Below are 13002 nucleotides of genomic sequence, written 5' to 3'. Positions count from 1 at the left end.
CGCGCTTGCCGTCAGCTGGTGGACCGCGGGCACCGTGTCACTTACGCCAACGCCCCGTTCGTGGCCGACAGGATCGAGTCCGCCGACGCGGAGACGGTGCCGTGCACCCCACGTTGTCCGTCGAGGACAACGACTGGCCTGCCGACCCCATCGCGAGTCCGACGTTCTGTCGAGGCGTGGGTGGGCCGGCCCGGAGTATCTGCTCCGGGCCGGCCCACGCCCTATCAGTTTGCGGCGGCGACGGGGGCGTGGGCTGGTGCGGGTGTCTCCCTCGGATCGGGCTCGGCTGTCACCGCGGAGAAAGCGGGGGCGGGGGCGTAGGGGATCTCTCCGCGAAGGACGGCTTTGGCCCGGTCCTCGTCCAGCTCGCCCTCCCAGCGGGCGACGGCCAGGGTGGCGACGCCGTTGCCGACCAGGCTGGTGAGGGCGCGGGCTTCGGACATGAACCGGTCGATGCCGAAGATCAGCGCGAGGGCGGCGACCGGCACGTGCGGAACGGCGCTGAGGGTGGCGGCCAGGGCGATGAAGCCCGAGCCGGTGACGCCTGCGGCGCCCTTGGAGGTGAGCAGCATGACGCCGAGCATGGTGAGCTGCTGGGTGAGGCTGAGGTCGATGCCGAGGGCCTGGGCGAGGAAGACCGAGCCCATGGTCAGGTAGATGGCGGTGCCGTCGAGGTTGAAGGAGTACCCGGCGGGCAGCGTGATGCCGACGACCGGTTTCGAGGCGCCCGCGTGCTGGAGCTTGGCCATCATGCGCGGCAGTACGGGCTCGGTCGAGGAGGTGCCCAGGACGATCAGCAGTTCTTCCTTGATGTAGCGCAGGAAGGGCAGCAGTCGCAGTCCGTTCAGGCGCATGACGGTCCCGAGGACGACCAGGACGAAGAGGAGGGCGGTCAGCCAGAACGAGCCGACCAACAGGGCCAGGTGGCGCAGGGTGCCCAGGCCGTAGTTGCCGATGGTGAAGGCCATCGAGCCGAACGCGCCGAGGGGGGCCAGCCGCATGATCCATCGGATGAGCGTGAACAGGACCGTGGAGAACTTCTCGATGCCCCGGGCGATGCCCAGGCCGGCCTCTCCACTGGCGTGCAGGCCGAATCCGAACAGCACCGACACCAGCAGCACCGGCAGGATCTCGTTGCCGGTCAGGGCGCTGACCAGGGTGGCCGGGATGATGGCGAGGGCGAACTCGGCGAAGCCCTCGTGGGCCCCGGTCGCCTCCGGCGGCAGACCCTTGGCGGACAGGGTCGAGAGGTCGACGTGCAGACCGCTGCCCGGCTTGACGACGTTGACGACGACCAGGCCGATCACCATGGCCACGGTGGTCAGCACCTCGAAGTAGACCAGAGCCTTCAGGCTCACGCGGCCGACCGCGCGGGCGTTGCCCATGGAGGCGATGCCGTGGACGACCGTGCAGAAGATGATCGGCGCGATGAACATCTTCACCAGCGCGATGAAGCCGTCGCCGAGCGGCTTGAGGTCAGCGCCCACGGAGGGCCACAGCCCGCCCACGGCGGCGCCGAGGAGGACGGCGAGAAGGCACTGGATGTAGAGGTGGGACAGCATCCGGCGGATGCGGCCCGGTGGTGCAGTGACGGTACCCGGGGCGGCGTCGTTGCGGCTCATGCGGGGCGTCCTTCCAGGACGGGAACGAGGAGTTCGGCTCGGGCGATACGCCGGGCGGCGCGGTGCAGCAGCACCGTGGGGGACGCGCCGTCCGGTGCCTGGACGGCTCGGGTGGTGATCACGCCGGCGGGGGTGCCCAGGCGCAGAGTGCCGTCGGCGGTCTGCCGGGCGACGCGGTGGGCGAGGGTGCCGGGGGTGGCGGCGGCCGTGGCCAGGGCCACGGCGGAGGTCAGTCCGATCGCCGGGTGGGGGGCGTGCATGGAGACCATGCGCACGGCCAGGTCGTACTCGTCCTGGTTGACGAGTGTGCCCTGGGTGGTGCGGTAGGCGGCAGGCCGGGCGACGATGCCCACCTTCGGCACCGCGTGGCTGACCGGATCGCCCTCGCGGGCCAGGCCCATGGCCAGCGCTGCCTGCCGGCGCAGCAACGTCAGCGCGGGCACTGCCGCGGCGAACGCCGAGAGAGATTCCGTGCCGTCAAGGCCGAACGCCTTGGCCTCGAACAGCGCGGCCGGCGCGCCGGCGTCCACCAGGGATACCTCGACGGGGCCGTCCCTGCCGGTCAGTTCGTCCAGGGTCCGGCCGGTCGGCAGTGCGCGGCCGGTCGTCGAGCCCGCCGGGTCCTGAAACCCCAGCAGAACCGGCACACCCGGCGCCGAGGTACCCGGCACCACTGCCGTGCCCTCCTCCGGGGCCACGCCCGCGGGGGTGGGGATGGCGCCGGTGAGGCGGGCCCCGGTGTTGACGTTGAGCATGCGGACGGTGGTGGTCCCCGACGTGATCGGCACGAGTTCGTGGTGGACGGCGTACAGGGCCACGGCGGTGGCGCAGTTGCCGCAGTTGCTGGCCCACTCCACGCGCTCGTCGCCGATGCCGACCTGCGCGAAGGCGTACTCGACATCCACATCAGGTCGGCTCGACGCGTGGACGACGGCGGCCTTGGAGGTGGTGGAGGAGGCGCCGCCCACACCGTCGATCTGACGGGGGTCGGCGGCGTTGAAAGCGGCGAGCAGCAGGGCATCGACGTCCACGCCCGTGGCGGCCACGTCGCGGTGGTCGAAGATCCAGCACTTGCTGGTTCCTCCGCGGATCATCTCGCCCTGCAGACGCAGCACAACCGACTCCTTACAACCAGGGAAGGGGAAGCCCACCGACGGTCTCGCCGTGCGTGGTGTCCTCCACGGTGGGTTACGGCAGCGTGAAGTACAATCTCGGAAATCTGTATGGCTATTAAGCTCAAGTGAACGCTGAAGGTGGTTGCATGCTCGACGTCCGGCGCATCCTGTTGTTCACGGAGGTCGCCCGGCGCGGCTCGGTGACCGCGACGGCCCGCGCCCTGAACTACACCCCGTCAGCGGTATCGCAGCAGATCAGCCGCCTGGAAACGGAGGCGGGACAGCCCCTGCTGGAGCGGCACGCCCGGGGTGTCACCCTCACCGACGCCGGACGGGTGCTGGCCGAACGAGGGCAACGGATCGAACGTGAACTGCAGGCCGCGGAAAACGAACTCGCCGACTACGCCGGCCTCCGCGCGGGCACACTGCGTATCGGCACCTTCCCCACCGTCGGCGCCTCGCTCCTCCCGCAGGCTGTGATCGCCTTCCGGGACGCCCACCCCGACGTACGGCTGACCGTCCGCAGCGCGCGCATCGCCGGACTGTGGACGATGCTGGAGAACCGGGAGATCGAAATGTCGCTGATGTGGGACTACGACTGGAGCCGAATCGACCGGGAGGACATCGTCGTCACCCCACTCCTCGATGACCCGCCGGCCCTTCTCGTCAGCGACCACCATCCACTCGCCGGCCGTGACGCCGTCTCACTCGCCGACTTCGCAGCCGACCCCTGGATCACCCGCGCCGACCATCATCCGGTGGCGGAAGCCCTCGTCCGCGGCTGCCGCGCCGTCGGTTTCGAGCCCCAGATCGCCTACGAGGCCCACGACTACCAAGAAGCCCAGGCCATGGTCGCCGCCGGCATCGGCGTCGCCCTCGCCCCCACTCTGGCCCTGGAGGGCATCCGACCCGGCGTCAACGTCCTGCCCCTGCAGCCGCCGGCCCCCGTCCGCCGCATCCTCCTGGTACGCATGGCCGACCACGCGCTCACCCCCGCCGCCCTGGCCTTCGCCGGACTCCTCCGCGATGCCGCTGCGGCCCGAACCCTCTGACACCGAACCACGCCCACCGGTCATGGAACCGTCGCGCTGACCGCCGAGAATCCAGGCCCCGCGTTTCGGGGCCAGGTCTCGTTGTCGAAGCCAACTGCCAGCCTGTCTCATGAGACACATCGAATTCTGGAGAACGACGGCTACCGTGCCCTGCTCTTCACCGGTCCGGTGCGGATCCAGTCCCGCCGGGCCAGTCTGATCGAGGCCCGGGTTCCCGAGCTGGTGCACGCGGCCGTAGGTCTGCCCTAGGGTTTGGTCCTCGATGGCGAGCTGGTCGTGTGGGTGGGGGAGGGGGGTGGCGTTTGAGGCGTTGCAGCGACGCGCGGCCGCCGGCCACCGCAGAGCGCCCCGCCGCGCGCCCGTCCGCGAGGAGGCGGCGGTCGCCCGTGTGCAGGGGCTGATGGCTGAAGTCTCTGCCTGACTGCAACGATGCCCCGGTGAACCGATTCTCCGATCTCAGTCCCGGCCCTGATCACGACTGGCAACATCTCCCGGAACCCAGGCAGGCCGAGCCCGGCCAGTGGCCGAAGCCGGAGGCTGCACTCGCTGTGGTCAATGGCGACCTGACGGCGACCCTGCCGGGCCATGACCCGCTGATACTGATGGTCGTCTCGTCCTGTCAGCCCCTGCCCGCAAGCGAGATCGACGGGGATCAGGTCTATGTGGCGATGTCGGACGGCCGTTGGCACGGCAACCCGGTCAATGCGTGCGAGTTGGAGGGCGGTGACCCGCCAGAGCCAGACGATCCGGCGACAGTTCTGACCCTTGTCGCGGATGCGGCACAGGAGACCATCACCGAGTTGCTCTGGCAGGCCTGGCCGATCTGCTGGGAACACAAGATCGGAATGCATCCACGTCCCGCAGGGACCGACGATGACTGGTATCAGAGCGCAACGGCAGCAGACGGCCCACCGGTGTGGTGGTGCCGTGGCAGCCGGGACAGCGACTGCCACGACGTCTCCCTGGTGGGCGAGCTGACCGCCACCCTGCTGGAAAAGCAGCGCCGCGCACTGCGGCGCAGCGAGCGGAAACGAGACTGACGCACCCGCTCCAGCTCCGCCTCCAGCGGATCGGCCGGTGGCGTGTCACCGGGCAGGGCATCCGGGGTGAGGAGCCGGGGTGCCGCCCGTCGGCGTCATGGACTGGGAAGGGTGTAACGGTGAAGGGCCTTCGCAGCTTCATCCTGCGCGGCCATGTGGTCGACCTAGCGGTCGGTGTCGTCATCGGAACGGCGTTCACCGCTGTCGTCAACGGCTTCGTCCGCGCCTTTGTGACCCCCTACGGCGCCTTCATCAACGCGGCGATCAGCTTCTTCCTCCTGGCCAGCGCCCAGCACTTCGCCGGGGAGCCTGGTCACCGCTTGCCTGGCCAAGGAACCCGCTGAGCGGCCGACCCCGCCCGAGGTCCTACGGACCGTCACCGCGTACTGGTGCCCGCCCGAACAGTGGCCGAGCGGCACTCCATGGCCCACCGTCGTGGCCCAGATGCTCCCCCGTCACCGCCTCCCCGGCCAGGGTCCGCAACCAGCCGACGATGCCCTGCAGACCCGTCAGGAAAAGGGGGAGTGGGAGCGGCAGCAGCCGTGGTTCGCCCAGCCGACCAGGTCGGAGCGTTTGACGGTCTCCCGTGAGCGGGCGCACTCGACCGGGGTGGAGTCCACGATCCGAGGCCCAGCGTGGCCCGCAGGCGCTTGTTGTAGGCAGGGCGCTGGGGCCGGTGGGGCAGGTGGGTGTGGGCGAAGCGCAGTCGGCGGGCCTCGCAGTGGAAGCCCAGCATCGCCTGGGCCACGGCCAGGGTGAGCAGTTCCGCGTCGGTCAGGCGGGGTGGCCGACCACGCCACCGCGGGGTCTTCCGGGGAAGAGCCCCGAAAGCGCGGTCGGGCCATCTCGAGGCGTTCGTCGTAGGCGCGTTGGTCGCGCGCTGTGCCGCCGACCGGATGGAACCCGCCCAACCGCCGTGCAACACCACCCAGTTGGTGCGCTCCCAGCACATACCCGACGCGCCTCCTCGGCGGCCCCTGAGCAAAGGAAGCACAAAGCCCGAGTTTGGAGTGTCGCGTGGGGCACGGAAACCGCACGAGCTCCGGGCGGGCACGCTGGGCCGTACTCTGCGGTTCTCGTCGCCTAAACCCGGGTTTACCTATGGAATTCGTCGATCATCTCGCCTTGTGGTGAGGATTTGCTCATGCCACTCTTCTGGCTGTCGCGACACCGAGCTCACCGCATGACAGAACGCATCAGCGAAGGGCAGCCGTGCATTTCGAGACACTCAAAGCCAAGATCCACCGCGCGACCGTCACTCAGTCGCACCTGAACTACGTCGGGTCCATCACCATCGACGCGGACCTGATGGAAGCGGCAGGGATCCGACGTCACGAGAAGATTGACCTGGTCAACGTGACCAACGGAGCCCGTTTGTCGACCTACGTCATCGAGGGCCCGAGGGGCTCCGGCGTCATCGGCGTTAACGGGCCCTCCGCCCGGCAGGCGCAAGTCGGGGACATCGTGCTGATCGTGTCATACGCCTCGGTAACTCCCGAGGAAGCCGAGGAGTTCGTACCCAAGGTCGTCTTCGTGGACGCAAACAACAAGATCACCGGCTTCGGCGGCGATCCTGCCGAAGTGCCGCCGGGAAGCGGCCTCATCCGCGGCGACCAGGTGGCAGGCGCCTGACTCACCGGGCCCCGGACCGGAACGCCGACCCCGGGGCCCGGCATCGGCGGCGGAGCTATGCCCCCACCCGGGCAACGCCGACGCCCCCATTTCTTCCTCCCCGCCCCTTGTCACGAACGGGAATGAATTGGCCGCCACGCTTTCCGCACCGACGACGGTTCTGAAGAACGCCCTCACCCACTATCACGCCGAGCTGAGCCATTCACTGGCCGTACTCGAACACCACCGCGCCGCCGGCGAGGTCTTCTCGCCCGCCTTCCGGCTGCCCGAGCCGAGTTCCGCCCTGGAGGAGTTCTTCTCGGCATCGGAGATCGCAGTCACCCAACTTCCCCGGTACCGCGGCCATCGGCTGCGCCTGCTGGACCTGATGCGCAACCCGGCGACCCGGACCACGAAGACGCTCGCCTCACTTACCATCGTGGCCCGGGCAGTGCGCCACATCACCGAGACAGGCGATCGCATCATGATCGTCACCCCGTCGTCGGCGAACAAAGCCACCGCGCTGCGCGACGCCGTCCACCGCGCCATCGCGTGCGGGCTGGTGACATCCGACCAACTGCAGATCACCAGCGTCGTACCGGGCGCCTCCGTCGGCAAGCTGTGGGCATCGCCGCTCAGCGAGGACGTATCGCTGCGGCGCCGAAACCCGCTGGTGGTGCACGAGTGCGCGGAGCCGGCATCGGTGAAGGAGCTCGCGACCGCATTCGCCACCGGTCATGCGGAGCGCCTGCACCAGCAGTACGGGATCCGCGTCTGGTACACGCTGGGCCTGGACAACTACCGTGCCGCGGACATGGTACGGGCCTTCGCCGAACGCGATCTGCTGCCCACCGATCACTCGGCACGCACCCATGTGCACTCCGTCTCCAGCGCGTTCGGGCTCCTCGGCCACCACCTGGGGCACCAGATCGTCACCCAGGAAGGCCGGTCCCCGCAGGCCCGCTACTTCCTCGTCCAGCACCTTGGCACCCCCGACATGGTGCTGAGTCTGCGTCACGGCACGCACGACCGTGCCAACCTGCCCGCCTACGAGCTGGATCCGGCCACCGGCCTGTACCACCAGGACCAGGACCCGCACTTTCCGGCGACCACCTACGATCCCGACGAGCACCTGGACCCCACCTTCTACACCCGTCGGCCCGTCACTTCGGCCCAGATGGATCCGATCATCGCCGCGCAGGGCGGAGGCGGCATCGTCGTCTCGCTCCAGGAGTGCATCACTCGCTACGGGGAGGTGCGGGCCCTCCTCTGCGACGCCGACGTCGCACTGCCCGCAGACCCGCGCAGGCTGCGGGAGTGGTCGCTGGTGATGGCGGTGACCGGAACGCTCAACGCTGCCGACCGCGGCCTGCTCCCGGCCGGCGAGGACGTACTCATTCACGGTTCCGGCAGCTACAGCGACCAGGACTACTGCCCGCTGCCCGCCGGCCACCGTCTCACGGCGACCGACGTCGGGGAGCTGACGGCGCACATCGAGGAGGCCGTACGCGCCGCCGACGGCCCCTGATCGCGCCGCACATCCTGTGGCCGCACCCCTGGCCCTCCCCCTGAGAACCGGAAAGGTAAGGACCGTGACCAGGCAGCCCGACAGTCTGCTGTCCCTGACCGACTTCAACGGCGCGCCGCTGGCGGACGACCTGCTGTGGAAGAGCTTCCACAGCCTCATGGAACGCCACGGCTACGTGTTCATGTGCAACGTCCCTGACACCTTCGACCCGGTGGCTTTCTGCAAGCGCCTGGGCGACTTCGTCCCGCAGTACACGGGTGTGCTCGTCGGCGATGTCACCCCGGAGCCGGGAATGGAGGAGTTCTACCACGCGGGGAACACCAAGCCCCTCTACCCGCACTCCGAAGGATACGACTTCGAGGGTCTGCCCCCGCGGTACCTCGCGCTGTGGTGCGAGACGCCCAACACCGGTGCGGGAGGCGAAACCACACTCGCCGACGCACGCGCCTGGACCGAGACCCTCACCGAAGCGGACCGCGCCTACCTGCGCGAACGCGTCTTCGCATGGGAGACCACCGACGCGATGCGCCACCTGGGCCTGGACCTGCACCCGGAGCACCCCGTGATCGAGGACCACCCGGACGGAACCATCGTGCGCTACTCCTTCAACAACCTGGTGCGCGGCGACGAAGAACGCATCGGACCGCTGCTTGCCGATGCCAAGGAGTACTTCGAACACCAACACGTGGCCGTCCAGTACGAGCGGCGCGACATGCTCGTCTTCGACAACTGGCGGATGCTGCACGCACGCAACGCGTTCACCGACGTCGGGCGGCACCTGCGGCGCATCCAGATCGCGCACCGGCCCACACCGTGACCGACACCGCACAGGACCGGGACATCGCAGTGGTCGGCGGTGGCTCGCTGGCCCGGAGCATCTGCTACTCCCTGGCCGTCGCCGATCCGGCCCCCGGCACGGTGACAGTGCTGGCCCGGAACGAAACCGCGGCGCAGGAGATCGCGTGCATCGCCAACGCGCGTGCGGCCGCCTCCTCGCGTGCCACACGGTTCCGTGCCACCGCGCTCGACGCCTCCGACCGGGATCAGACGGCGTGGCTGCTGCAACGCATCGCACCGCGGGTCGTGGTCAACTGCGCCTCGGCGCAGTCGCCGTGGGAAGCGGCCCACGCGCCGTCCGCCTGGACCCGCCTCCTCTCCGAGGCGGGCTTCGGGCTGGCGCTGCCGCTCCACGCCGTCCTGGCGCGCGAGGTGGCACGCGCCATTCAGAGCGCCGGCGTCCCGGCGGTGTTCGTCAACGCCTGCTATCCGGACGCGGTCAACCCCGTGCTCCACGCCGAAGGGATCCCGGTGGCGTGCGGGGTCGGCAACGTGGCAACTCTTGCCGCCGCACTCCATGCCGTACTGCGGCCGCGTCCCGGGGTACGACTCAGGGTGCTCGCGCACCACAGCCATCTGCACGCACCCGCCGACCAACGTGACGAGCTCCGGGCGTGGCTGGACGACCAGCCGGTGCATGACGTGGGCAGACTCCTCGCCGCGCACCGCGCCTGCGGTCGGGAAGAGTTGAACGCAGTCACCGGGCACACCGCGGCGCTCTTCCTGGCCCGGCTGGCCGCCGGCACCGAAGCGTACGCCGATCTCCCCGGCCCGCTCGGGCTCCCCGGCGGCTATCCGGTCCGCATCCGCAACCAGCAGATCACTCTCGACCTGCCGCACGGCATCACGAGAGAGGAGGCAATCGCCTGGCAGCAGCGCATGGCCGAGCTCGACGGCGTCGTCGTCACCCCCTCCGGCCAGATCCACTTCGGCCGACGAGCCGCCTCCGCGCTCGCCGCCCACTTGCCGGACACCTCCGCGAAGTACCCCACCGACAGCGTCCCGGAGCTCACCAGCCAACTGCTCGCCCTGCGTGACACGTTGCGGACCAAGCCGGACTGACAGCTCACCGGAAATCCGCCGGCCTGTCCCGGCCCGCTGCACCCGCCACCGCACGCCCCGCCGTACCCGATTCGAAGGAGAGCGAAGATCACTCAGCAGACCAGTCATCCCGGCAGCGCGGCGGCATGGATCGGCCGCGGGCTGGGGGCCGTCCCAGCCCCCGGACTCGTCATCGGCGGGGTCGTCGGACTGCAGGGCGGTGCCGCACTGACCACCCGCCTCTACCCGGTCGTAGGCCCCGCCGGAGTGGTGACCCTGCGGCTCCTCATCGCCGCCGCCGTGCTGATCGCCATATGGCGCCCAGGACTGCGATGGGACAGGACCACCTGGGCCGTGCTCATCAGCGCCGGAACGCTCCTCGCCGTACACCACCTCAGCTACTACGAGGCCGTTGACCGCATCCCGTTGGGTGCCGCCACCACGGTGGAGTTCACCGGGCCCTTCCTCATCGCCGCAGTCGGGTCCCGCCGCGCAGCCGACCTGCTGTGGGCCTGTCTCGCCGCCGCGGGCGTGGTGCTGCTCAGCGCCTCAGGCTCTCACCTCAACGCCGAAGGTCTGGGGTTCGCCGCCCTGGCAGGCTGCTGCTGGGGCGGCTACATCCTGGTCGGCAAACGCCTCGCCGACCGCGTTCCCGACGGCCGCGGCCTCGCCCTGGCGGTGACCTGGGGCGCCCTGCTCAGCCTCCCCTACGGTCTCGCCCAGGCGGGGACCCGGCTGTTCGCCCCCGCCACCCTGGCCCTGGCCGCCGCCGTAGCGATCCTCTCCAGTGTCCTGCCCTACTCCTTCCAGCTCGAAGCACTGCGCAGGCTCTCCCCGCGGGTCTTCGGCGTACTCACGAGCCTCGAACCCGCCATCGGCGCGCTGATCGGACTTCTCCTGCTGAACCAGCACCTCACCGTGCCGCAGTGGCTCGGCATCACCGCCGTGGCACTGGCATCCATCGGTGCCACCCGCAGCGACCGCGAAAAACACCGCAACGACACCGACACCGATCCGGCGCGGTCACACCTCACCACGCTCGACACGTAAATGCGGCGCGCCCGCGCGCTTCACCCGACGCTGCGACGGCACGTCCTGTCGGCGGCCGCATCCGCGGAGCGAAGGCCTGACAACGAGGGGAAAGAGAGCGCGCCGGATGCATCCCACGGCCGGGTGGAGGGCACCTCAGCCGACGGGGCCGACGAGCTCCGGTGACCGCAGGACGGGGGCCGGGATGCCCCAGGCGTCGACGAGGTCGACGGCGAAGGGGCGCACCTTGCGGCAGAGGTCGTTCACCTCGCGGCTGATCGCCTTGGACCTCTGGACGGTCAGCCGACCGTGTTCCATGAACCAGGCCCGGTCGGCTTCGATGGTCGAGAGCGCGAACAGGTCACACAGCAGCCCGAGGGCAACCTTCTCGCTGCCTTCGGGAAGTGCGCGCACCTTGTCGACGAAGGCTTCCGTGACCAGCCGTTCGACGTGGGCCCGGGCGAGGGCGATCACGTGGTCCTGGACCTGAGAGAAGACCGCGCCGGGTTCGCCGTGCCGGTCTATGCCGTGCTTGATACGGCGGGCGAGGCCGGCGAGCATGTGCTCCTCGCGGAAGCGGACCATGGCGAGCTGGTACTCGGAGTCGAGGAGTCCGGCTTCCCGGTCCCACGCGTCACCGCCGGGCAGCAGGTCGCGGACGCGTTCGAGGAGCTTGTGCGCCGAGGTCCGCTCGATGACGGTCTCGACGGCGAGGCCGGTGACGTAGCGGACCATGCCTAGCTGGTCGAGGTCCTCGAAGTCGCTGGCGTGGTCGGTGAGCAGGCCCTTGGCCACGAGCTGGAGGAGCACGTGGTTGTCGCCCTCGAAGGTGGTGAAGACGTCGCTGTCGCGTTTGAGGGCGGCGAAGCGGTTCACAGCGAGGTAGCCGGCGCCGCCGCACGCCTCGCGGCACTCCTGGACGACGCGGGTGGCGTGCCAGGTGGCGAGCGCCTTGATGCCGGCGGCCCGCGATTCGAGGCGGCGCCGTGCCTGCGGGTCGTTCTCGACGCCGGAGAAGACTTCGTGCAACTGGGCTCGTACGACGTCCTGGGCGAAGTGCAGCGCGTAGGTGCGCGCGAGGAGGGGGAGCAGCCGGCGCTGGTGGAGGCCGTAGTCGAGGAGTGCCTGTTCCTCGGTGTCCGGGGACGCCTTGAACTGGCGTCGCCGGTCCGCGTACTTGGTGGCGACCGCCAGTGCGACCTTGGCGACGCTGACGCCGGCTCCGGCGACGCTGACCCGGCCCTGCACGAGGGTGCCGAGCATCGTGAAGAACCGCCGGCCGGGGTTCTCGATGGTGCTCTCATAGGTACCTTCGGGAGTGACCCGGGCGAAGCGGTCAAGGAGCGCCTCGCGGGGGACGCGTACACCGTCGAAGCGGATGCGGCCGTTGTCGACGCCGTTGAGGCCCATCTTCAGGCCGTCGTCCTCGATGGAGACACCGGGCAGGATGCGGCCGTCCGCCCGGAGGGGGACGACGAAGGCGTGGACGCCCCTGGAGCGGCCGTCCACCTCCAGCTGGGCGAAGACGACGGCGAGTTCGGCGTGGCGGGCGGCGTTGCCTATGTAGTCCTTGCGGGCCTGCTCGTCGGGGGTGGTGAGGACGAACTCCCGGCTCTCGGGGTCGTAGCGGGCGATGGTACCGAGCGCCTGGACGTTGGAACCGTGACCCGCCTCGGTCATGGCGAAGCAGCCCATCAGCTCTCCGGTGACGAGGCGGGGCAGGTACGTCTTGTGGTGGTGGTCGGTGCCGAGATGCAGGATGGCTCCGCCGAAGAGCCCGAACTGGACGCCGACCTTCACGAGGACGGAGAGATCGCCGAACGCCAAGGTCTCGAAGGCGGCGATCGACGCGCCGACGTCGTCCCCGCCGCCGTACCGGGCGGGGAAACCCATGCCGGTCTGACCGGTCGCGGCCAGCTGGACGACGACGTCGCGGACCCTCTCGCGGAACGCGTCGATGCCGAGCGTGTCGGCCTCGTCGAGGACGGCGGCATGGGTGACCAGATTCGCCCGGACGAGGTCCCGGATCTCGGCGTACTCACCGTCGAGGACCGCGGTGAGGGACGGGACGTCGATCTCGGGCTCGAGCCGGCCGATTGCGGGGGCGGAGATGTTCTCGGTGGCCAT

At 69.7% G+C, this 13002-nt stretch carries 11 protein-coding genes and 1 pseudogene; 8 read left to right on the top strand and 4 right to left on the bottom strand.

From position 1 onward, the window contains the following. Positions 1–224: 224 nt before the first annotated feature. Entirely contained in the window at positions 225–1622 is a 1398-nt protein-coding gene (gene dctA / locus ACZ64A_RS33680) for a C4-dicarboxylate transporter DctA (protein ID WP_469815735.1), read from the bottom strand. Further along, entirely contained in the window at positions 1619–2737 is a 1119-nt protein-coding gene (locus ACZ64A_RS33675; protein WP_469815734.1) for a PrpF domain-containing protein, read from the bottom strand. The genes dctA and ACZ64A_RS33675 overlap by 4 nt, the downstream gene beginning before the upstream one ends. Before the next feature lie 146 nt (positions 2738–2883). Here ACZ64A_RS33675 and ACZ64A_RS33670 point away from each other — a divergent pair, with 146 nt between their 5' ends. The 3 genes from ACZ64A_RS33670 (at position 2884) to ACZ64A_RS33660 (ending at position 5173) form a co-directional block, all read left to right on the top strand. Then, positions 2884–3789 (top strand): LysR family transcriptional regulator, encoded by a 906-nt coding sequence (locus ACZ64A_RS33670; RefSeq protein WP_469815733.1) that lies wholly within the window; start codon positions 2884–2886, stop codon positions 3787–3789. A gap of 437 nt (positions 3790–4226) precedes the next feature. Then, positions 4227–4829: a hypothetical protein gene (locus ACZ64A_RS33665; protein WP_469815732.1), complete on the top strand. Its 603-nt coding sequence runs from the start codon at positions 4227–4229 to the stop codon at positions 4827–4829. Positions 4830–4948: 119 nt separating this feature from the next. Next, a complete protein-coding gene (locus ACZ64A_RS33660; protein WP_469815731.1) occupies positions 4949–5173 on the top strand; it encodes a large conductance mechanosensitive channel protein MscL in 225 nt (74 codons plus the stop codon). A 171-nt stretch (positions 5174–5344) separates the two neighbouring features. Here ACZ64A_RS33660 and ACZ64A_RS33655 read toward each other — a convergent pair. Then, positions 5345–5727 (bottom strand): annotated as a pseudogene (locus ACZ64A_RS33655) (hypothetical protein); the annotation flags it as partial. Between the two features lie 314 nt (positions 5728–6041). Between ACZ64A_RS33655 and panD the strand changes: the two are divergent. From panD to ACZ64A_RS33630, 5 genes are all read left to right on the top strand, one after another. Beyond that, entirely contained in the window at positions 6042–6461 is a 420-nt protein-coding gene (gene panD / locus ACZ64A_RS33650; RefSeq protein ID WP_361199248.1) for an aspartate 1-decarboxylase, read from the top strand. Between the two features lie 127 nt (positions 6462–6588). Continuing rightward, positions 6589–7968 (top strand): DUF6002 family protein, encoded by a 1380-nt coding sequence (locus ACZ64A_RS33645; protein ID WP_469815730.1) that lies wholly within the window; start codon positions 6589–6591, stop codon positions 7966–7968. 64 nt (positions 7969–8032) lie between these two features. Next, positions 8033–8785 carry a TauD/TfdA family dioxygenase gene (locus tag ACZ64A_RS33640; protein ID WP_469815729.1) on the top strand — a complete coding sequence of 251 codons (753 nt, stop codon included), beginning with the start codon at positions 8033–8035 and terminating at the stop codon, positions 8783–8785. Beyond that, the gene (locus ACZ64A_RS33635; protein WP_469815728.1) at positions 8782–9867 is read left to right on the top strand and encodes a hypothetical protein; all 1086 of its coding nucleotides are present in this window, start codon (positions 8782–8784) and stop codon (positions 9865–9867) included. Before ACZ64A_RS33640 ends, ACZ64A_RS33635 begins: the two co-directional genes overlap by 4 nt. Before the next feature lie 249 nt (positions 9868–10116). After that, complete coding sequence (locus tag ACZ64A_RS33630) at positions 10117–10896, top strand: EamA family transporter (RefSeq protein ID WP_469815727.1); 780 nt, start codon at positions 10117–10119, stop codon at positions 10894–10896. A gap of 135 nt (positions 10897–11031) precedes the next feature. Here ACZ64A_RS33630 and ACZ64A_RS33625 read toward each other — a convergent pair whose 3' ends face one another. Continuing rightward, entirely contained in the window at positions 11032–13002 is a 1971-nt protein-coding gene (locus ACZ64A_RS33625) for an acyl-CoA dehydrogenase family protein (RefSeq protein ID WP_469815726.1), read from the bottom strand.

Source organism: Streptomyces sp. NPDC104814 (assembly GCF_055583185.1).
This window is presented reverse-complemented; position numbering and strand designations above follow the sequence as displayed.